This is a genomic window from Streptomyces sp. NPDC001530 (assembly GCF_042894545.1).
In the GTDB taxonomy this organism is placed as follows: Bacteria; Actinomycetota; Actinomycetes; order Streptomycetales; family Streptomycetaceae; genus Streptomyces.
This window is the reverse complement of the sequence record NZ_JBIAVS010000009.1, coordinates 200,430-221,405: the sequence shown is the minus strand read 5'-3', so window position 1 is coordinate 221,405 and position 20,976 is coordinate 200,430. Positions and strand designations below refer to the sequence as shown.

Here is a 20,976-nt window from a genome sequence, read left to right as displayed (position 1 = left end):
CGCGCTCGTCCTCAAACGCCGGACGGGCTAAACCGGCGGCGCCCCAAGGGGACGAGAATGGACAGGGGCGGGCGGGGGCGAAGAACCGCCTACGCCGACCCCAGCGTCCCCGCGATCCCCGCGATCGCCCCCGGCCCCACCCGGCAGCACCCCCCGATCAACCGAGCCCCGCCCTCTCGCCACCCGGCGACCTGCTCAGCGGTGAACGTGGACCGCCCGCTCCACGCCCGAGCCTTTGCGTCCCACACCTCACCACTGTTGGGGTACACCACGACCGGCTTCCCGGTCACCCGCGCCGCGGTCTCGACGGCCCCGTCCACATCCTCCGGAGCGCAGCAGTTCACGCCGACCGCGATGACCTCGTCCGCGTCGGCGGCCAGCGCGAAGGCCTCCTCCAGAGGCTGCCCGGCGCGCGTACGGTCCCCGGCGACGCTGTACGACAGCCACGCCGGTACGCCGAGCCCGCGCACGCCCCGCAGCAGCGCCTGCGCCTCGTCGGCGTCCGGCACGGTCTCCAGCGCGAGCACGTCGGGCTCGGCGGCGGCCAGCACCTCCAGGCGCGGCCGGTGGAACCGCTCCAGCTCGGCGACACTCAGCCCGTACCGGCCCCGGTACTCCGACCCGTCCGCGAGCATCGCCCCGTACGGTCCGACGGACGCGGCCACCCACAGCGGCCGCGTGACGCCCTTCGCGTGCGCGCGCCGCGCTGCCTCGCGCGCCAACTCGACGCTGAGGCCGAGGAGTTCGGCCGCCCTCTCGTGCGGGATGCCGCGCTTGGCGAAGCCCTCGAAGGTGGCCTGGTAGCTGGACGTGATCGCCACGTCCGCGCCCGCCTCGAAGTAGGCGAGATGCGCCTCGACGATCGCCTCGGGCCGCTCCGCGAGCAGCCGCGCCGACCACAGCTCGTCACTCAGGTCGTGCCCGGCCGATTCGAGCTGGTTGGACATGCCGCCGTCGAGGACGACCGGGCCGGCGGAGAGGGCTTCGGCGAGCGTGCGGGAGGTGTCGCTGGTCATGACATGACGCTAGTCGATATGGGGCACGACGCCCGATGGTGTCCACCAAGTGGACATTTTGCCCACGATGCGGGATGCGCGATGGGAGATGGGAGATGTGGGATGCGGGATTCCGATCTCGTTTCTCCTCCAGGCTCCTAGCTGCGGTCACCTCGAGGCCGCGTGCCGGCGTCCGCCCCTGCTGCGGTGCGTCCGCCTGCGCCAGGCCGACGGCACGATCAGCGCCCCCAGCAGTATCGGCACGAGCAGAAGCGGCCACCACGCGCGCGTGCTCTCGCTCTTGCCGAGGGCGGTGTGCTTCACGGAGGGAGCCGCGGAGGAGGCGGACGGGCTGGCCGCGCGGTGCTTCGAAGCCGTCTTGAGGACCACGTCGTTGCCGTCACCCCCGTGGTAGCTGATGCGGTACGTGGTGTCGGCGAGCTTGAGGGCGGCGCCCTCGGGGAGGTGGGTGAAGGTGCCGGTGGTCTTCTCGTGGCCGGTGTGGTTGAGGAGGGTGATCTCGCGGGCGGGGTCGGTCGCCGCTTCGGAGAGGTCGATGTCGCCGGCGAGGCGGACGGCCCCGGTCACCTTCAAGGGCTTGTCGCGCAGGACCAGTTCGCCGTCGGCGTGCTGGGTGTAGTCGCCGGTCACGGTCAGGGCGCCGGCGACGACGCCCTCGTTCGTCAGCGAGCCCCGTACCGTGCCCTTGCCGGTGAGGGATGTCGTCACCCGCAGGCCCGTGGAGCGTGCGTCCAGGCGGGCGCCGGGCGACGTGAGCCGGATCGCCTTGCTGTGCGCGAGCGAGGCGCCGCCGGTCAGGGCGAGCGTGCCCTTGGTGACCGTCGTCGTTCCCTTGTACGTCACCTCGCCGCCCGTCAGTGTCGTCGTCGCGGCGCCCGACTGGGTGAGCCCGCCGCTGCCGCCAACGCGGGTGAGTATGACGGGAGTTGAGGTGTTGCGGACGACGAGTGTGCCGTCGTTCACCACGCGCCGCCGCGCCGTGCCGGTCATCAGTGAACCGTCGCCGCCCGGTGAGCCCGACCCCAGCCGCAGCACCGCGCCCTTCTCGATGGTGGTCGACCCGTCGTAGTGCTGCTTCGCGGCGAACGTGACGTCGTTGCCCTTCGTCCCCTTGATCACGACGTCCCCGGCGCCGGGCGCGGCCAGTGTGTCGTGGTACTTGCCGCCGCCGATGGGGGCGCCCAGGGTCACCGGGCCGTTGTAGGCGAACGTCAGCAGCGAGCGTCGTCCGCTCGCCACGTGCAGGTTGATGTAGACGGTGTCCTTGGTGCCCGGCATGAAGATCTTGTGGGTCGTGCCGTCGCCCCACTGGACGTTCGCGCCCTCGATGTTGGTGCCCCGCTTGTTCAACTGGTGGGCGATGGAACGCCAGTTGGTGTCCGGGTCGCTGAGCGAGGGATTGGTGTCGCCGCCCTGGTCGCTGTAGCTGTACTGGCCGGTGAGCACCACCTTGCTGCCGGGCCGCGTATGGACGTTGACGTCGCTGCCGTACTCGCGCTGGTAGAAGTTCTGGCGCAGGGTGATCGTCTGGTACAGCGGGGTGTCGATGATCCAGGAGCCCTGGTTGAGGATGGCGCGGGCGTTCGGGAGGGCCACGGGGTACTCGGGGCGGCCCACGGCCATGCCCGTGCCGTTGTCGATCACCCCTGAGAAGGGGTGGGTTCCGGCCAGGTCGAGCGTGCCCCACATGTTGCGGGGCTGGGTGACCAGGCCCGAGCCGCTGATCGTGCCGATGTTGAAGGTGCGGGTCAGGGACAGGCGCAGGGTGCCGTCGACCCGGACGTTCAGCTGGTTCAGCTGGTAGCCCGGGGTGCTGTACGGGAAGTGGCCGATCAGGCCGGTGCCGCCGCCCGTGCCGTACTGCAGGGTCGCGCCCCGCTCCACCGTCACGGCGGGCGGATCGGGGTTGGCGACCGTCGTGTACGGGTGGTTGCCGCCCTGCGTCTTCACCGTCTGGCGCTGCCGTGCCTTGGGGAGCGTGAAGTCGCTGTCCTTGGTCAGGACCAGGGTTCCGCTGCCGCGCACGGTGAGCGTGCCCTCGCCATGGAACACCCCGTTGTACGTCGTCGTCCCGGCCGGCATGGTCACCACCGTGTCGCCGGTGAGCGTCACGTCCCGGCCCGCGAGCACGTCGGCCGTTACGTCCCTGGCCCCGGCGGCTGTCGCCGTGGGGGCGGTGAGCATGAGGGCGACGGCGGCGAGGGCGCCGACGACGCCCGCCGACTTCTGATGCATATGACTGCGCACACCTCGGAGACGCGCGCCCCGCCCCCGAATAACAAAAACTTCGCACCCGTCTCACCATGCAACCGCCCCTGCGGTGGGCACGCGTGCCCCCGGAACCGCCCTCGCTGTGGGCAAGGGGTGACATCCCACCCGTCCCAGCCGTGGGCATGCGTGCCGCTAGGGGTGACATCCCACCCGTCCCAGCTGTGGGCATGCGTGCCGCAAGGGGCGACATCCCACCCGTCCCAGCTGTGGGCATGCGTGCCGCTAGGGGCGGCACGGGTGGGCACAGCGGCACCCCGTAAGCGCCGGGCTGCGCGACCCACCCCGACCCCAGCCCCCGGTACCGGGAACCCTGGTGCGACACGGCACCCGGCGCTGGTGGCTGTGCCCACCCTCCCCCAAGTTCTCGGCTTCGCTCGAACAGGGGGGACCCCCATCGCCCTGCGGGACGATTGCCCACAGTGGTAGCGGCAGCGGCAGCGGCAGCGGCAGCGGCAGCGGCAGCGGCAGCGGTAGCGGTAGCGAGCCACGGCGCCCGGCGCCGCCGCGGGAGTGGGCTCGGCGAAGGCGGGGGAGCCGGTCAACCGGCTGAGGCGCCCGCGTCAGCGCCCGCCCCCGCACCCCCCGTCACACCTCGAACCCCGTATCCCGCGCCACCTTCTCCCACGCCGCGATCTCGGCCCGCTGTGCGTCGATGTGGCCGAGCACGGCGTCGACCCCGTCGGAGCCGAGGGGGAGGCGGAGTGGGGTGTTGTCGGCGGCGAGGGCGGCGAGGACCGCCGCGACGCCGCGCGCCGGGTCGCCCGGCTGGGCGCCGTCACCGGCGGCGACCGCCTGCCGGGTCGGGCCGACCGTGTCCGCGTAGTCGGCGATCTCCTCGCTCGCGCTCGCGCTGCCCATCAGGTTGGTACGGAACGCTCCCGGTTCCACGACCAGGACCTTGATGCCGAGCGGTCCGACCTCCGCCGCCAGCGCGTCCGAGAAGCCTTCGAGCGCGAACTTCGTGCTGCAGTACGCGGAGAACCCCGGGTACGTCATCTGCCCGCCCATGCTGCTCATCTGGACGATCGCCCCCGAGCGCCGCTCGCGCATGTGCGGAAGGACGGCGCGCACCAACGCGGCGGGCCCGAAGAAGTGCAGGTCGAACAGGGACCGCAGCTCGGCGTCCGTGGTCTCCTCAGAGGCGCCGACATGGGTGCGGCCCGCGTTGTTGACCAGTACGTCGACCCGCCCGTGCCGCGCCACCACATCGGCCACGACCGATTCGATGCCCGCAGGATCCGTGACATCGAGGGTGAGCGCCTCGACCTGGTCCGGGTGGGCCGCCACCAGGTCGGCCAGCGCCTCGGGCCTGCGGGCCGTGGCGGCCACGACGTCGCCCTCCGCGACGGCCGCCTCGACGAACGCCCGGCCGAAGCCGCTGTTCGCGCCCGTGACCAGCCATACCTTGTTCATGTCCGACTCCCTCGTGCGTTCCGAAGCTTCAGCTGTGCTGCCTCAGCGCTGCCTCAGCTTCAGCTGAGCTGCCTTGTGCCGCTTTCGATGTATCGAGCCTCGCCCGAAACCCGCTCGCCCGTCCAAGACCCCTCGTGATAACCAATGGTTATGGCCATGGACGTGCACGGACGGGACCTGCGCTACTTCGTCGCGGTCGCCGAAGAGCTGCACTTCACCCGTGCGGCCGAGCGCCTCTTCGTCTCCCAGCCCGCGCTGAGCAAACAGATCCGCATGCTGGAGCGGCAACTCGGTGCGGAGCTGTTCGAGCGGGACCGGCAGGGCGTGCGGTTGACCCCCGTGGGCGCGGCCCTGCTGCCGTACGCGCGTCGGGTGCTCGCCGACTGGGACGCGGCGTCGGACGCGGTGGCGCGTGCCATGGCCGAGCAGCAGGCCACGCTCGTCGTCGGGATGAGCACGAGCCCGGGGCGCGGCGGGCTGCTGCCCGCGATCAGGTCGCGGTTCAGCGAGGCGTGCCCCGCTGCCAAGGTCGAGCTGCGGCAGGTGAGTTGGACGGACTCCAGCGCCGGGCTCGCGGACGGCTCGGTGGACGCGGCCTTCGTCTGGCTGCCGGTGCCGGACGAGGAGCGCTACGAGTGGGTGGTGGTGGCCGAGGAGCCGCGCCATGTCGCGCTGCCGGACACCCATCGCCTCGCGGACCGGCCGGAGATCGATTTCGCGGAACTCCTCGACGAACCCTTCATCGCCATCCCGAAGTCCGCCGGCGTGCTGCGCGACTACTGGCTCGCCCTCGACGCCCGCGCCGGGCGCCCGGCGCGGATCGGCGCGGAGGCCGCGAGCGCGGACGAGACGTACGAGGCACTCGTGGACGGCCGGGGCGTCTGCCTGCTCGCCGCGGGCAACGCGCCCCTGCTCACCCGCGGCGGCGTCGTCACCCGCCCGGTGCGCGGCATCTCACCGAGCCGACTCGCCCTCGCCTGGCGCGCGGGCGACCGACGCCCCCTGGTGCGGGCGTACGCGGAGGCGGCCCGCCTGGCCTCGGGTCACCGTCCCGGCTGAAGCGTCCGCCCCGCCCTTAGCAGCCGCTGCGCAGGAAGCGCCCGCTCGACGAGAAGTGTCCAGTCCTGTCCGACCCGTTGACCTTCCCGTAACACACCCTTACCTTTTCGGCGTTCGGTAATGGCAGATGTCGTTTCAAAATGTTGGACCTCTTTCGTTTCCTGCCACGCCCCCTCCTCCGAGAGGCATGAGATGAGACGTGTGTACGCAATCCTCCTCGCCCTGTGCTGCGCACTCGCCGCGGCGCTCGTGACCGCCGGGCCCGCCCAGGCCGCAGCCCAGACCATCACCAACGGCACCCAGTTCACGGACACTTCGGGCAACGCCGTGCACGCGCACGGCGGCGGGGTCGTCAAGGTCGGCAGCTACTACTACTGGTTCGGCGAGCACCGCAACGCCGACAACACCTTCCAGTACGTGGACGCCTACCGTTCCACCGACCTGAAGAACTGGGAGTTCCGCAACCACGTGCTGACCCAGTCCAGTTCGTCCGAGCTGGCGAGCGCCAACATCGAGCGCCCGAAGGTCATGTACAACGCGTCCACCGGCAAGTTCGTCATGTGGATGCACAAGGAGAACGGCACCGACTACAACGAGGCGCGCGCCGCCGTCGCCGTCTCGGACACGGTCGACGGGAACTACACCTACCAGGGCAGCTTCCGCCCGCTCGGCCAGTACATGTCCCGTGACATCACGGTCTTCGTCGACACGGACGGCACCGGCTACATGGCGTCCGCCGCCCGCGACAACTACGACCTGCAGATCTACAAGCTCACCGCCGACTACACCGGCATCGCCGGCCTGGTCGCCGACCCGTGGCACGGCGGCCACCGCGAGGCACCCGCCCTCTTCAAGCGGGGCGGCGTCTACTTCATGCTGACGTCGGCCGCGACCGGCTGGAACCCCAACCAGCAGCAGTACGCCACCGCGACGAGCATCGCGGGTCCCTGGACGGCGATGACGAACATCGGTGACTCGACGGCCTTCGGCTCACAGACCGCGTACGTCCTTCCCGTGCAGGGGAGTTCGGGCACCTCGTACCTCTACATGGGCGACCGCTGGGGCAACTCCTTCGGCGGGACGGTGAACGACTCCCGTTACGTATGGCTGCCGCTCACCTTCCCGACCTCGACCACGATGTCCATGTCCTGGTCGCCCGAGATCACCGTCGACACCGCCGCCGGAACGGTCACCGGGACGAGCGCCACGTACAACACGCTGATCGCCCGGCACTCCTCGAAGTGCGCCGACGTGACCAGCCAGTCGCTGTGGCAGGGCACCCAGATCAAGCAGTACGACTGCAACGGCGGCAACAACCAGAAGTACTGGTTCAAGTCCGTCGGCAGCGGTTACTACCAACTGATCGGCCGGGGCAGCTCTTTGTGCGTCCAGGAGAACGCCACCAACGTCACCCAGGAGAACTGCAGCGGCTCGGCGACCACCCAGCAGTGGTCGCTCACCACCTCGGGCAGCTACGTCCTCCTGAAGTCCCGCGCGAGCGGCGAGTGCCTGGACGTGTCCGGCGCGTCCACCGCCAACGGCGCCGCGCTGATCACGTACACCTGCAACGGAGGCACCAACCAGCAGTGGACACGCGGCACTTGATCCGTCGGTGAACCCCGCTTCAGAAGTCGACGCGCATGACGGCCCGCCGAGGACTGGGGCGACTCACCTCGGCGAAGCCGGCGTCGGCGAACACCTCACGGCTGCCGACATGGAGCTCGCCCCAGGTGATCTCCTTGCCGGGCTGGGTCAGCATCGCGTAGGCCTCCAGTGCCCGGGCCCCGCGGTCGCGGGCGAAGCCCACGGTGGCGCGGGCGAGCGCGTAGGTGATGCCGCGCTTGCGGAAGCCCTTGCGGGTGACGAAGCACGTGACGGCCCAGACGCCGTCGTCGGTCTTGTCCTCGTCGCGTCCCGTCCAGGGTGTACGGGTGCGGAGCAGACGCGGATAGGCGGTGCGCGGCTCGACCGCGCACCAGCCGACCGGCTCCCCGTCGAGGTAGGCGACGAGACCGCTGGTCGAGCGCGCCTCCGGGTCGTCGCACCCGGTCTGCGCACGCAGCCGGTCGGCGCGTTCGGCGTCGGAGACCGAGCCCCACTGCGAGCCGAGGATCTTGTAGCGCTGGCACTGGCACTTGCCCGGATAGTCAGTGGTGCCGAAGATCGCCCGCAGATCGTCCCACGACGCCTCGTTGGCGGGGACGATCGTGAGCCGGTCGGGCGATAGGGGTCCCCCTTGGTCGAGCGGTGCCGTGAACTCGGGGGAGGGCCCGAGAACATCCGTCGTCTCGTCGGTCATGGGGCAGGACGCTACCGGGCACCACTGACAGCAGTGCCGGGCAGCGGAGTTCAGGCCAGCAGGTCGATCGCGTCGATCGACGTGCCCGCGCTGAGATAGCTCGTCGTCCCCGAGCCGCTCACCACGTTGATCTTCAGCACGTTGTACTGGCTGGTGTCCGTGAGCCAGGCACTGGCCGGAACACTGTAGGTGAACGTGTAGTTGTTGCCCCGGTACGAGCCGACGGTCAGCGACCGGGTGCTCGGCTGCGTGGGCGGCGAGGGGATCGACGACGTCCAGCCGTTGACGGAGATCTGCGGCCGGCCGTTGGCGTAGGCCGTCGTCACCCCGATCCGCAGGGTGTGCGCGGCGGCGGCCTGCGCGGCGGTCAGCTTGAAGTACACGATCAGCCCGCTGTTGACGTCCTTCCAGATGTAGCAGGGGAAGGCCGAGGTCTCGCTCCCGCTGCCGATGACGACGTTGCCGGTCCAGGACGCGGCCCGGACGTCCGACGGATGCGCGTACGTCATCAGGCCGGCGTTCTTGAACCCGCTCGGCGTGCCGTCCCAGGTGCCGATCCGCCAGATCGCGCTCGCGTTGCCCGGGTCGTTCGAGGAGGGGATCGTGATCGTGTTGAGGGTGGTCGTGCCGCCCGCCGAGACCGTCACCGAGGTGGTGTAGACGGCGAGTTCACCCTTGAAGACCGTCAGGGTGTACGTCCCCGGCAGCACCCCACCGATCGAGAAGTAGCCGTCCGACGCGCGCGCCGAACCCCAGTACTGCGCGGCCGAGTTGGCGAGCCCGACCGTGTACGCGTACGCCGTGTCGCGCCCGGAGATGCCGACGCCCGCGACCTTGCCCCGGCCGCCGGCGGCCACGTACCCGGAGATGCCGAGCGAGTCCGCCCACGAGGTGGTCAGGGTCCCCGGGAACAGCGAGGACGAGGGCGCGCCACCGTCCGTGAAGGCGATGACGTAGGGGCCCTGGAGGCCGAAGCGCTGGGCCTCGGTCTGGTTCTCGCCGTAGTACAGGATCTCGTACAGTCCGCCGCCGTCCGCGCTCTGGTGTCGCAGCAGGGAGCGGTAGAACGGGCCGCCGGAGGCCTTCTCGTGGTTGCTGCGCACGATCCACAGGCCGACGCTGCCGGTGGACCAGCCGATGTAGTGGTAGTCCATGACCCGGAGCTTCGAGTAGTGCTTCGAGCGGGTCTGGCCGTCGGACTTCTTGAACACGTCCGAGGCCTCGATGGTGGTGGGCGCGTACGTGTAGGAATCCGGCTCGTCGTTGAGGAACAGGCCGGCCTTGACGCGCACGATGTAACGGGTCGCCGAGACCGACGTGTCGGCCTTGTCGGTCCACAGGTAGACGTTGTTCTCGCCGCTGCGGGCCGCGTAGTAGTGCCTGAGCGTGCCGTACGCGACGGAGATCAGGATCGTCGAACCGGACTGCTTGGTCGTCACCGTCGAGGTGCCGAGGCCGGACTCGACGTGCGAGTTCTTGCCGCCGTAGCCCTGGTACTCCGTGCCGCGGTAGACGAGCGAGGTCAGGTCGCCGTTGGTCTTGCTGACCTTGAAGACGAGGTTCGCGCCGGTGTCGACGACGTAGTTCGAACCGTCGTCGCTCCAGCCGAAGCTCGCGGCGGACGCGGACGGTGCGAGGGGTCCGACGAGGGCCGCCGAACCGGCGGCGGCCGCGCTGCCGAGCACGAAGGTACGGCGTCGGACCGATCTGTTCGGGGATTCGGACATGGGGGTGCCTCCTTCGGGAGGTGTGGGGGTGCGGGTGTGTGTGAGAGTGACAGTTGAATCGATTTCGCGAAATGGCTTTCGCTCGTGGGAGGTTGGCAATCTTGTGAAATCGGTCCAAGACCTAGAAAGCGCTTGCCCGGAGCGATACGGTCCAGCCGCCAGGTCATGTCGCCGTGACGGAGGAGACCCGAGTGAGACGTTCCAACGGTTTTCGCATCGCCGTGCCGGCGGCGGTCGTGCTGAGCACCGTCCTGTTCGCCGCACCCGCCCGGGCCCACGACCAGCAGCCGTCCCTCGGTGTCGAGAACTGCACCGCCACCGCCTGCCACTTCGACGTCCCGCCCGGCACGTACGACGTGAAGGTGCTCCTCGGCGGCGAGGCCGCGTCGAGCACGAGCATCAGCGGCGAGACCCGGCGCTCCCTGCTCCCCGAGACCGCCGCCCCGGCCGGCGAGCACGTCGCCCGCAGCTTCACCGTGAACGTCCGCACCCCCGAGGGCGAGCCGACCGGCGCGGGCGGAACTCCCGGCCTGGACCTGGCCATCGGCGGCTCGGCCCCCGCCCTCGCCGACATCAAGGTCACCCCGGCTCACCACGCTCGCCAGATCTTCCTCGTCGGCGACTCCACGGTCTGCGACCAGCCCGGCGACCCGTACTCCGGCTGGGGGCAGCAGCTGCCGCAGTACCTGCGCAAGGGCGTGTCGGTCGCCAACTACGCCGACTCCGGCGAGAGCACGGTCACCTATCTGGCCAATCCGCTGCTCTGGGGCACGGTCGAACCGCTGATCCGCCCCGGTGACCTGGTCCTGATCCAGCTCGCCCACAACGACAAGACCACCGACGAGCCGACGTACCGCGCGAACCTCGAAACGCTGGTCGCGGGAGTCCGCGCCCAGGGCGGCGAGCCGGTCCTCGTCACCCCCATCGTCCGCCGCTGGTTCAACGCCGACGGCACCCTCAACAACAACACCGCACTGTTGGTGAACGGCCTGGGCGTCGACCACCCGGCCGTCGTCCGCTCGGTCGCCGCCGCCGAGAACGTCCCGCTGATCGACCTCACCGCCAAGACCAAGGCCCTCCTCGAGTCCCTGGGCGTCGAGGGCTCCAAGGCGATCTACCTCTACAACGAGAAACGGGACAACACGCACACCTCGGTGCACGGCGCGACGACGTACGCGGGTCTGGTCACGGACGAACTCGTCGCCCACCATCTGGTGCCGGAGGGCCTGGTGAGGGTGGGATGAGCTCCTGGGGCGTCCCGACCGGAACCGGGGCGCCCCAGGTACTGGCCCCATCGGCCCGTACTGGCCCCATGGGCCCGTACTCGCCCCATGGGCCCGTACTGGCCCCTACCGAGCGAGACAGGACCTGATCGATGCCTCCTGAGGACCGCACCCTCAGCCCGTACACCGGCTACACCCGCGCCCACTGGGAGGCGGTCGCCGACTCCCTGCTGGCCGCGGTCGCGCCGTACGCGACGGAGGACGGCGCGCTCTACCACCTCCCCGGCGAGCACACGAGCTGGTCCGGCAGGCTCTCCGACGGACTGGAGGGCTACGCGCGTACCCTCCTCCTCGCCGCCTTCCGCCGTGACGAGAAGGTCCTGGAGCGGTACGCGGACGGCCTCGCCGCCGGAACCGCGGGCGGCTGGCCCCGCGTCGAGCACCGCGGCCAGCCGCTCGTCGAGGCCGCCTCGATCGCCCTCGCGCTGCGGCTGACCCGGCCGCTGCTGTGGGACCGTCTCGACGACGGTGTACGGCAGCGGGCCGCGGCCTGGCTCGGCGACGCGCTCACGGCCGAACCCTGGCCCTGCAACTGGGAGTTGTTCCCGGTCACGGTCGGCGGCTTCCTCCAGGAGATCGGCCACGAGCCCGAGGCGTCGCGCGCCGCGATCGACCGCGGCCTGGAGCGCATCGAGCAGTGGTATGTCGGGGACGGCTGGTACACCGACGGCGACGGCCGCAAGTTCGACTACTACAACGGCTGGGCGATGCACCTGTACCCCGTGCTGCACGCCTGGCTGGCGGAGGACACCCGCCTGCTCGACCTGTACGGGGGCCGACTGGACACCCATCTCGCGGACTACGCCCGCCTGTTCGGCGGCGACGGCGCGCCGATGCTCCAGGGCCGCTCCCTGACCTACCGTTTCGCGACCACCGCACCGCTGTGGCTCGGCGCGCTCACGGGCCGTACGCCCCTGTCGCCGGGCGAGACCCGACGGCTGTCCTCCGGCGCCCTGCGCTACTTCCTCGACCGGGGCGCCGTCGACGAGCGCGGCCTGCTGACCCTCGGCTGGCACGGCCCCAACGAGGCGCTCCTGCAAGGGTATTCGGGTCCGGCCTCCCCGTACTGGGCGAGCAAGGCCTTCCTCGGTCTGCTGCTGCCGCCGGACCACGAGGCCTGGACGGCGCGCGAGGAGCCGGGCCCGACGGACCGCGCCGATGCCGTCACCCCTTTCGGTCCGCCCAACTGGCTTCTCCAGTCGACCACTTCGGACGGCCTGGTCCGCCTCCACAACCACGGCAGCGAGGACGTCCGCTACGACCCGTACTACACACGGCTCGCGTACTCGACGACGACGGAGCCTTCGCCGTCGTACGACAACAGCGTGATCGTCGGCGACGACCCGAGCCGTACGGACATCGAGCCGCTGGGGGTGGGGGAGGGATGGATCGCGTCCCGGCACACGGTCAAGGACGGCATCCGGGTCACGAACCTCGTCGTCGCCCAAGGCGCGGTGGAGGTCCGGGCGCACCTGGTGTCCGGGGCGGCCGCCGGGACACCGGTGCGGGTGACGGGGTGGGCGCCCGGCGACGGCGTACGCTCCGAACTCCTCCCCGTACACGGCCTGTTGGACTCGGGGGCCGGTGTCACAGGAGATGAAGACGCCACGCTCTTCGTCGCCCTCGCCCGCCTCACCGCCGACCCGGACCACCTGCCCCTCACGGAGCTGGTGTCCGTGAGGGTGGAGGGGGCCTACGAGCTGAGTGTGGAGTGGGCCTCGGGCCCGACGGCGCGCTTTCGGTTCACGGAGTCAGACGGGCGATCCGCAGGCTCGTCGTGGTCGGTGACGCCCCGGTGAGCGCGGTGGCGTAGGACGGAGTGACGGGCGCGTAGGCCCACGTGAGAGTGCCGTCCTTCAGGACCGCGATGTCACCCGTGATCCGAGCGCCGACGACGGTGTCCGCGCTCTGGAACTTGCCGTTCCAGTCGATGAGCCGCAGGTGCGTGCCGGTGAAGGTGCCGGTGCAGGTGCCGTCCTTGCACCGGGCGTTCTTCAGGGACTCCCAGGACAGCAGGAGACGGTCCTTGCCGTACGGGGCGAGATGGACGTTGACGTGCTCGGTGCCCGTGGTGTTCGACAGGTAGATCGCCTTGCCGGGGCCGGAGTTGCGGTTCTTCATGAAGGCGACGGCCACCTGATGCGTGCTCGTCTTCGGCGTGACCGTCCAGCCGCGCCCGCTGGCGTCGTCGGGGTTCTTCTTGGCGGAGCCGGCGCCGCGGGAGGCGAAGGCGGTGGCGTACCGGCCGGTCGAGGACTTCACCAGGTCGCCGGTGCGGCCCGCGAACGTGCCGCCGCAGTAGCCCGCCCAGCACTGCTCGCGCTGCACGACCGGCGCGGTGTCGGGCGCGCCGATGCCCGTCGACACGAACAGGCCCGAGCGCCAGTCGTCGAAGCAGAGGGACGTGAACGCGCCGGACGTCTCGGCGTGCAGCGCGATGCCCTCGTTGTGGCTGCAGCCCCAGCTCCAACCGCCGCTGAGCTTGGCCCCCATGGAGCCGATGTACGACATTTTGTCGCCGTAGTGGCCGTCGGCGAAGCCGCCCGCGCCGTGCACGACGAAGTACGCGCCGTACTTCGATCCGTTCCAGGTGAGCTGGCCGTCGAGGAGCGGCGCGGTGTCGTGGGAGGCGGTCCCCGTGAGCTTGGTGCGGAAGGTCTGCTTGCCGTTCGTGTAGCGGACGAGCGCCGCGGCCGTCTCCTTCCACTTGTTCGTGTCGGAGACCCGGGTCAGGAGCGCGAAGCCGTCGTTGTGCGCGACGAGCCCGCCGACCTCCTTCGTGCCCTTGACCACCGTGTCGGCCGCGGACCGTCTGCCCGCCGCGGTGAGCGGCGTGACGTGAATGCCGTCGGAGGCGGGCCAGGCCACCCTGAGGGTGCCGTTGGGCGCCACGGCGGTCGCCGTCCGCGTCCACTCGCGGGAGTTGTTGTAACCGGCCGACAGATAAGGGAACTTGGCCGACAGGCTCACGGTCGTGTTGCTGACGGCGAGGCTGTCGGCGGTCGTCGTCGCCCCGTTGGCGGTCGCGTACCACGCGCCGGCGAGGAGAACCGCGGCCGACAGGCCCCCCACCACGGGCTTGCGGGCGATACGGCGACGGCGGTGCGTCGTGGTGCGTCTTGCGTTGGTCATGCCTGGTGGTTGCCGCTGGACGGGAAATGGTTGCCGCCGATGACGCAGTGACGTGCGTCACGCCTCCGTCCAGTCCGGCTCGATGATCACGAGGTCACCGGGGTCGACCACCACCGCGAGCTCGCCGGAGTCGGCCACGGAGAGGTCCGACACGGGCGCGGGCATCTCCAGGGTGCGCAGGCAGGTGCCGTCGGCGCGCCAGAGCCGTACCGTCGCGTCCTGATCACCCGTCACGGCGATCGGGCGGCCGTGCCGCACCGTGAGAGCGGTGGCCACCACCCAGCCCGTGTGCCCCTTCAAAGGGGTGCCGGTCGGGCGACGTTGGGACAGATCCCAGAGGCACGGCTCGGCGGGAACGGGCATGCGGCCGCTCCTGGCTCCGCCGAAGTAGCCGGTCAGGGCGACCGGCCTGCCGTCGGCCAAGGCGCAGGAAACCGTGCACAGTTCGCCGTCGTGCGCCTGGATCTGGTCCGAGACGGGCTGCCCGGTCTCCAGGTCCCACCAGCGCAGTACTCCACTGCCCGTCCCCGTGACGACGATGGGCCGTCCGTTCAGCGTGGTGCACGCCATGGAGAAGACGCCCTCCGGGCGGCCGGACGTCAGCTCGCGGCTCTGTCCGGTGAGGATGTCCCGCACCTGGAACCTGCCGTTCCAGTCCACCTCCACGGTGACGGGGCGGCCCCGCAGCGTCATACAGGTCACGACACTGCCGCCCTCCCACGGGTCGAGCAGCCGCTCACGCGTGGAGAGGTCCCAGACGTGCACGCTCCGATCGGTCAGCCCGCCCGTCGTCACGGCGAAGGCACGACCGCCCATGGTGACCGGAGTCAGCGTCCTGGTGCCGTCCCCCAGCGGGGCGCCCACGGGCTGCCCCGTGGCCAGGTCTCGGATCCGCACGCCCGAGTCACCGGCGGTGACGGCGACGCCGCGTCCGTCGACCGTCGTACAGGCGACGGCGTACACCGCGTCGGCGCTCGCGGTCCCGGACCGGTCTCCGCGGGACTTCCGGGCGGGCGGCCCGACGGGCAGATCCCAGACCCGCGCCGTGCCTTCGCGACTTCCTGTGACGGCCTTGGCCGAGCCGTCGATCGTCGTCGAGGTGATCACGTGAGCGGTGTGGCTGTGCCCGACCAGCGGCGGATGGGCCCGCCGGAGAACGAGGTCCGTCACCTGGACCGTCCCGGCCCACCCGCTCGTCAGGACGATCGGTGCGCCTTCGACCGTGATGCAGGCCAGCCCGTCGATACGGCCCGGACCGGGATGCAGGGGCCTGAACAGTCTCCGTCCGCGGGCCAGGTCCCAGGTGTGCACGGCGCCGTCCCGGTGGCTGGTGAGGACGACAGCCCGCTTCTGCACGCTGGCACAGGCGAACGCCCAGATCTCGGACTGGACGTACAGATCGCGCACGGGCGTACCGGTGTCGGCGTCCCACACCCGCAGGTGTCCGTCCCAGCCGCCGATGACGACGACGTGCCGCCCCCGCAGGACCGCGGCATGCGCCTGGTCCGCCCCAGGGCGGTTCGGTACCTCGTACAGGACGGCGCCGCTGTCGACGTCCAGAGCCGTGATCGTGTCACCGACCACCACGACCGCGGGCCGGCCGCGGACCATTGTGCCCACGAGCGCCTTCGGACTGCCGCCGACGGTCACTTCGTGACGGAAGCCGCCCGTCTCCAGGTACCAGCTCCGTACGGTGCCGTCGGCGCCGGCGCTGACAACGACCTGCTGCCCGCCGACCGTTGTGCACACGACACCGTGGACGGGCCCGACATGGCCCGTCATCGGCTCGCCGTACAGCCGCCCGGACTCGAGGTTCCAGACGCGGACGACCCCGTCGTAGCCCCCGGTGACCGCGACCGGGCCGCCGCTCAGGGTCGTGCACGTGAGGCGCTCGACTCCCTGAGGGTGCGCGAGAGTGCGGCGCAGCGCCCGGGTGACGCCGAAACCGGTGGCCCAGCGGGGCATCCAGCCCTCGGACGACGGCAGGCTCAGGCGGCTGAGCAGCGACCGGTCCTGATAGCGGGCCGCGTCGATCGCCAGCAGCCTGCGGCGGGACTCCGGCAGGAGCGTGCGATGAAGGTCGATGGAGGCGCGGTAGACCGCGGCCGCCGAGCGTGCCTCGTCGCCGCGGACATGGTCGAGGACGGGTACGAGCGTGTCCGGGTCGGCGTGCACGAGGAACTCGGGGTCGGTGATCAGCTCCTCCTCGCGTCCTGCCTCGACGGCGTGCTCGATGGCGTGCCGCAGGAGATACGGCGGTGCCGTGCCCCAGCCGGCGGCCTGCGGGCCGGTGATCCCCGCGAGCAGCCGGTCCAGGATCTCGCCGGGGTCGGGCGGCGCGGTCCCCGGTTCGGGGGAGGGCTGACGGCGCAGGTGGTCGGTGAGCCCCTGGTGGAACAGGCGGTAGAGGGTCGTGCCGTCGGGTTCCACGCCGGTACGGAGGTAGAAGCGGGCCTCGTCGAGCAGCCGCTGTACGACGACGGTGTCGTCGCCGGGATCGGGTCCGGCGCCTACGGCTGCGGGGTCGGCGCCTACGGATGTGGGTCCGGCGCCTACGGGCGTCGGCCCGGCGCCGTCCGGAGTGGGCCCGGCGGCGAGACGCGCGATCACCTCGGCCGGCATTCCGTCGCCCTTCGCCAGGGCCACCGCGGACAGGACGCCGCGCAGCGCCACCGGGTCGGGGCGCAGACTCAGGTCGAGTTCCAGTACGCCCGGCAGCGTGGTCGGCGCGTCCTGCGCGATGCGCTCGGCCTCCTGCGGGGTCCGGGCGGGCTCCCGGTTCAGCAGATACCCGGTGAGGACGCTGCCAACGAGGAACGCGCCCCATTCGTCGGTACGGGCCGTGGGCGAGGTCAGCTCCGCGGCCGTGGCGGACGCCAGCCGCTCACGGACGGCGCGCTGCTCGCGCGGGGCGTAGCCCGGCATGTCCGCCAGCGTGCCGGCGAGGTACCCGGCCAGGTCCGTGCGGAGTTCAGGGGTGCCGACGGCGTCAAGGTCGATCAGTCCGTCCTGGGCCAGGGCCGCCTGCCTCAGCCGGATGAACTCCTCCCACGGGCGCATGCCCACCAGCAGCCGGCACACCGGCTTGCCGTCGGGCCGGGCGGCCCGGGCGAGCGGCACCAGGAGTTCGTCGCAGATGCTCAGCGGGTCGATGGCCTCGTCCAGCGCGTCGACCACGACGGGCGGCGGAGCCGTCAGGCGCCCGAGTGCCTGCACCAGGGTGGCCGGCTGCCACGCGTCCGCCGGAGTGGGCAGCTTCAACTGGCGGACGATCGCGGCGATCACCTCGTCCAGGGTCCGTTGCCGCGCGTGCACCGCGGCGAGCTGCGCGTGCTGGGACGGGCAGCCGAGCGGGTCCTGCGCCTGGAGCCTGGCCCGTACATGCGGTACGACGGCGACGAGCTCCGTGTGCGCCGCGCAGACCAGCGCCCCGAGCAGCGCGGACTTGCCGGCACCCGGGCTGCCGGTCACCACGCGCAGCCCGCCGACCGCGTCGTCGTCCAACCACGGTGCGAGGAGCCGCAGTTGGGCGCGCCGCCCGACGAAGTGCTGTCCGGCGCGATCGGTGAAGTGCCCGGCATCACTGCCGTCGATCTCGGTCAGGTCGTCCAGGAAGGCCCGCAGCGGAGGCGAGACTCCGAGCCGGGTCCGGCGCGCGGTGCCCTCCCGGAACCGGGGGTTGGGGAAGAAGGGGAGGTCGGGTTCGTCCAGCCCCAGATCCATTGCCGTGGCCAGGACGGTCTGCGGCAGCCCGGGCGCGGACTCGACCCTGCGCCGTACGTGGCGGGCCACGGCCGAGAAGGCGACGTGGCGCCGGGTCGGGTCGGCGCCGAGTCCGGTCCGCGACAGCTCGTGCAGCGTGTCCACCACGGCCCGGCTGAAGCGGCCGTCGTACGCGTCCTCGTCCGTGCCCGACGCGGCGATCACCCAGACGTGGGTGTGGCGTCCGGCGTGCGCCAGCAGGAAGGGCAGCCGCGCGGCCCGCCCCGAACGGCACAGGTCCAGCAGGAAGAGCGTGGGGCGGCGCAGGGTCTGCGCCGAGGAGACCCACTCGCTGATGTTCGTGCCGATGCCGACGCGTCCGGATGTCGGGACGACGTCGACGCGGGTGGGGTCGCCGTCCGGGTCGGTGAAGCCGTGCGAGATGAGGTGCAGGACCCGGCAGTGCTCGCCGTCGGAGCCGACCGACTGCTCCAAGGCGCTGCGCAGCGCGCTCTCGTTCGGGTCGACGACTTGTGTGGTGAGGTAGCCGAGCCCCTTCAGGGAGTCCGCGAGTTGCGGAATCAGGGCGTAGACGAAGGCGAGTGGATGCCATGCCGCCGAACCGATCTCCGGTTCTTCGTCGCTGCCGACCTCCGCGGTGAAGCGCCCGACTCCCAACACCAGTGCCGTGTTGCTCATTTGGCCCCCGCTGTCCGTGGTTCCACGCCACGACTGACCTTCGATGGTGGCAGCTGAACCACGGGGACGGCCACTGGCGGTGCGAGATCCGGCACGGGGCTTTCCCTTCGGCCTCGCGTCGGCCCGGCACACTTCGGCCTCGCGTCGCCCCGCCACACTTCGGCCGACACCGAAGCGTTCCGCTTCTAGCGTTGCGGACATGACCGACTCCGCGCAGGAAGCAGCGATCGAGGCCGTCGTGGGCATGGTGGACCACGTCCTCGATCTGGCGGCCACCTGGACCGCCTGGGACGGCAAGCCCGCCCACGTCGACGACCGCGTCTACACCCCGCACAAGGCGATCCGCAGGGTCGCCGACCATCTCGTGGACCACTTGGCCGAGTTGGAGGCCCGACTCGTCGGCGAGGAGCCGCAGCCCGACCACTGGCACGCGTCGGCGAGCACCACGGAGGCCGACCTCGCGCCCTTCACGCAGGAGGACCTCGACGAGGCCCGCAGCCGGCTCACGCGCCTTGCCCGTATATGGGCGAACCGGCTCGGCGAGCTGACCGACGAGCAACTCGACGACTCCCCGGGAGAGGGCTGGACGTTCCGCGAACTGGCCACGCACCTGAAGGGATCGACGTATTACGCCGATGCCGTCGGGAGGCAGGCATGACCCCCTTCTCCGCACTCCACTACGCCGGCACACCCCTGCTCCTGCCCAACGCCTGGGACCATGCCTCGGCGGCGGCCCTCGCCGCCCAGGGCTTCGAGGCGATCGGCACCACCAGCCTCGGCGTCGCCGCTGCCGCCGGGCTGCCGGACGGTACGGCGTTGACCAGGGACTTGACGCTGCGACTCGCCAGACAGCTCGGTGCGGGCTCGTTCCTCCTGTCCGTCGACGCCGAGGACGGGTTCGGCCAAGACCCGGACGACGTCGCCGAGTTGGCGCGTGAGCTGGTCGAAGCCGGGGCGGCTGGCATCAACCTGGAGGACGGCCTCGGGCCCGTGACGCCGCACGTGGCGAAGATCGCCGCGGTCAAGGCCGCCGTACCGGACCTCTTCGTGAACGCCCGCACCGACACGTACTGGCTCGGCGACGGCAGCCATGCCGAGACGTGCCGCCGGCTCGACGCCTACCAACAGGCGGGCGCCGACGGGGTGTTCGTCCCAGGCCTGAGCGACGCCGACCGGATCGCCACCCTGGTGAAGACCCTCGACGTCCCGCTCAACATCCTCTACTCACCCCTGGGTCCCAGTGTCGCCCAACTCGGCGACCTCGGCGTACGCAGGGTCAGCCTCGGCTCCCTGCTGTACAGGCGGGCACTGGGCGCGGCCGTGGACACGGCCGTGGACATCCGGGCGGGACGGCCGCCGCGAGGCGTCACGCCGACGTACTCCGAGGTGCAGGCGCTCAGCGCAGAAGGCCCCAACCCCTAGCACCGCCGGCACCACCGGATACACCCCCCAGAAGACGAGTACGACCGCGACCAGCGCGCTCCCCGCGAACGCGCTGTACGGCAGAGTGCTCCGCCGGGGGAGGAGCGCGACAGCGGCCGGCGTGACGGCGGCGAGGCAGGCCGAGGTCGCCCGGAGCAGCATCTCCACGCCGGTCCCGCCCGGCGCGGCGACGAGCAGTACGGCCGCGCAGGCGACGCCGAGCAGCAGCAGACTCCGCCGGACGGCCACCGGCCGTGGGTCCCCGGCAAGGGCCGGACCCAACCGGGCACCGCCCGACAGATACGCGTTGACGGTGCCGAAGGTCAGCAGCACCCCCGCACCCGCCGCGACTCCACGGGCGTACGAGCCGATGCCGCGCTCCAGGACGAGGCGAGCGGCACTGGGAGGACATCCTGCGAATCATCGGCTCCATCCATACCGGAGCCGTCCGCGCCTACGACGTCATGCGAATGCTGTCCCGGGACGGCCGGCCCACCCCGCTGGGCGACGCGATCGCACCACTGGCGGATTGCCAAGACCCTGCACATCCTGCGCCTGGCCGATGAGCCCGGCTACCGCCGTCAGTTCAAGGTGCAGGCCAACCTCCAGGAGGGCCGCCACGCGCTCGCACGGAAGATCTTCCACGGCCGGGCCGGGCAGCTCTACCAGCGCTACCAGGACGGCATGGAGGACCAGATCGGAGCGCTGGGCCTGGTCCTCAACGCTTTGGTGCTCTTCACCACCTGCTCCATGGACGCCGCCGTGACCCAACTGCGGGCAGACGGCTTCGACGTCCGCCACGAGGACGTGACCCGCCTCTCGCGATTCGTGCGGCATCACGTCAACATGCTGGGCCGCTAGCCCTTCCAGCTGCCGGAACTGCCCGGCGGCATGTGGCTACTGCGCGGCCCAGACGCGGTTGACGTGGGATAAGTGAGCGCTCCTGCAGTCCG

13 protein-coding genes and 1 pseudogene are annotated in these 20,976 nt (G+C 71.1%); 7 read left to right on the top strand and 7 right to left on the bottom strand.

Annotated features, from left to right (window positions below; genetic code table 11):
• Nucleotides 1-89: 89 nt before the first annotated feature.
• From mmuM to ACFY0T_RS20185, 3 genes are all read right to left on the bottom strand, one after another.
• Nucleotides 90-1,016, bottom strand: coding sequence for a homocysteine S-methyltransferase (gene mmuM / locus ACFY0T_RS20195; RefSeq protein ID WP_388872039.1), 927 nt, complete (start codon nucleotides 1,014-1,016; stop codon nucleotides 90-92).
• A gap of 147 nt (nucleotides 1,017-1,163) precedes the next feature.
• A complete protein-coding gene (locus ACFY0T_RS20190; protein WP_388872036.1) occupies nucleotides 1,164-3,251 on the bottom strand; it encodes an autotransporter in 2,088 nt (695 codons plus the stop codon).
• Between the two features lie 621 nt (nucleotides 3,252-3,872).
• The gene (locus tag ACFY0T_RS20185) at nucleotides 3,873-4,700 is read right to left on the bottom strand and encodes an oxidoreductase (RefSeq protein ID WP_388872033.1); all 828 of its coding nucleotides are present in this window, start codon (nucleotides 4,698-4,700) and stop codon (nucleotides 3,873-3,875) included.
• Between the two features lie 150 nt (nucleotides 4,701-4,850).
• Here ACFY0T_RS20185 and ACFY0T_RS20180 point away from each other — a divergent pair, with 150 nt between their 5' ends.
• Together ACFY0T_RS20180 and ACFY0T_RS20175 are read left to right on the top strand one after the other, a co-directional pair.
• A complete protein-coding gene (locus ACFY0T_RS20180) occupies nucleotides 4,851-5,759 on the top strand; it encodes a LysR family transcriptional regulator (RefSeq protein ID WP_388872030.1) in 909 nt (302 codons plus the stop codon).
• 192 nt (nucleotides 5,760-5,951) lie between these two features.
• Nucleotides 5,952-7,364: an RICIN domain-containing protein gene (locus ACFY0T_RS20175; protein ID WP_388872027.1), complete on the top strand. Its 1,413-nt coding sequence runs from the start codon at nucleotides 5,952-5,954 to the stop codon at nucleotides 7,362-7,364.
• A 19-nt stretch (nucleotides 7,365-7,383) separates the two neighbouring features.
• Here the strand turns inward: ACFY0T_RS20175 and ACFY0T_RS20170 are convergent, their stop codons facing one another.
• Entirely contained in the window at nucleotides 7,384-8,058 is a 675-nt protein-coding gene (locus tag ACFY0T_RS20170; RefSeq protein WP_388872024.1) for a GNAT family N-acetyltransferase, read from the bottom strand.
• Nucleotides 8,059-8,108: 50 nt separating this feature from the next.
• Nucleotides 8,109-9,785, bottom strand: a complete 1,677-nt coding sequence (locus ACFY0T_RS20165; RefSeq protein ID WP_388872021.1) for a rhamnogalacturonan lyase B N-terminal domain-containing protein — start codon at nucleotides 9,783-9,785, stop codon at nucleotides 8,109-8,111.
• A gap of 191 nt (nucleotides 9,786-9,976) precedes the next feature.
• Between ACFY0T_RS20165 and ACFY0T_RS20160 the strand changes: the two genes are divergently transcribed.
• Together ACFY0T_RS20160 and ACFY0T_RS20155 are read left to right on the top strand one after the other, a co-directional pair.
• Complete coding sequence (locus tag ACFY0T_RS20160) at nucleotides 9,977-11,029, top strand: rhamnogalacturonan acetylesterase (protein ID WP_388872018.1); 1,053 nt, start codon at nucleotides 9,977-9,979, stop codon at nucleotides 11,027-11,029.
• Between the two features lie 131 nt (nucleotides 11,030-11,160).
• Nucleotides 11,161-12,867 carry a DUF2264 domain-containing protein gene (locus ACFY0T_RS20155; protein ID WP_388872015.1) on the top strand — a complete coding sequence of 569 codons (1,707 nt, stop codon included), beginning with the start codon at nucleotides 11,161-11,163 and terminating at the stop codon, nucleotides 12,865-12,867.
• Here the strand turns inward: ACFY0T_RS20155 and ACFY0T_RS20150 are convergent.
• Together ACFY0T_RS20150 and ACFY0T_RS20145 are read right to left on the bottom strand one after the other, a co-directional pair.
• A complete protein-coding gene (locus ACFY0T_RS20150; protein WP_388872012.1) occupies nucleotides 12,812-14,200 on the bottom strand; it encodes a hypothetical protein in 1,389 nt (462 codons plus the stop codon). The genes ACFY0T_RS20155 and ACFY0T_RS20150 overlap by 56 nt on opposite strands.
• 57 nt (nucleotides 14,201-14,257) lie before the next feature.
• Nucleotides 14,258-18,601: a hypothetical protein gene (locus ACFY0T_RS20145; RefSeq protein WP_388872009.1), complete on the bottom strand. Its 4,344-nt coding sequence runs from the start codon at nucleotides 18,599-18,601 to the stop codon at nucleotides 14,258-14,260.
• A gap of 199 nt (nucleotides 18,602-18,800) precedes the next feature.
• Between ACFY0T_RS20145 and ACFY0T_RS20140 the strand changes: the two genes are divergently transcribed.
• The 3 genes and pseudogenes from ACFY0T_RS20140 to ACFY0T_RS20130 all read left to right on the top strand — a co-directional run.
• Nucleotides 18,801-19,259: a hypothetical protein gene (locus ACFY0T_RS20140; protein WP_388872006.1), complete on the top strand. Its 459-nt coding sequence runs from the start codon at nucleotides 18,801-18,803 to the stop codon at nucleotides 19,257-19,259.
• Nucleotides 19,256-20,023 (top strand): isocitrate lyase/phosphoenolpyruvate mutase family protein, encoded by a 768-nt coding sequence (locus ACFY0T_RS20135; protein ID WP_388872004.1) that lies wholly within the window; start codon nucleotides 19,256-19,258, stop codon nucleotides 20,021-20,023. The genes ACFY0T_RS20140 and ACFY0T_RS20135 overlap by 4 nt, the downstream gene beginning before the upstream one ends.
• A 386-nt stretch (nucleotides 20,024-20,409) precedes the next feature.
• Nucleotides 20,410-20,956 (top strand): annotated as a pseudogene (locus ACFY0T_RS20130) (Tn3 family transposase); the annotation flags it as partial.
• Nucleotides 20,957-20,976 lie beyond the last annotated feature (20 nt).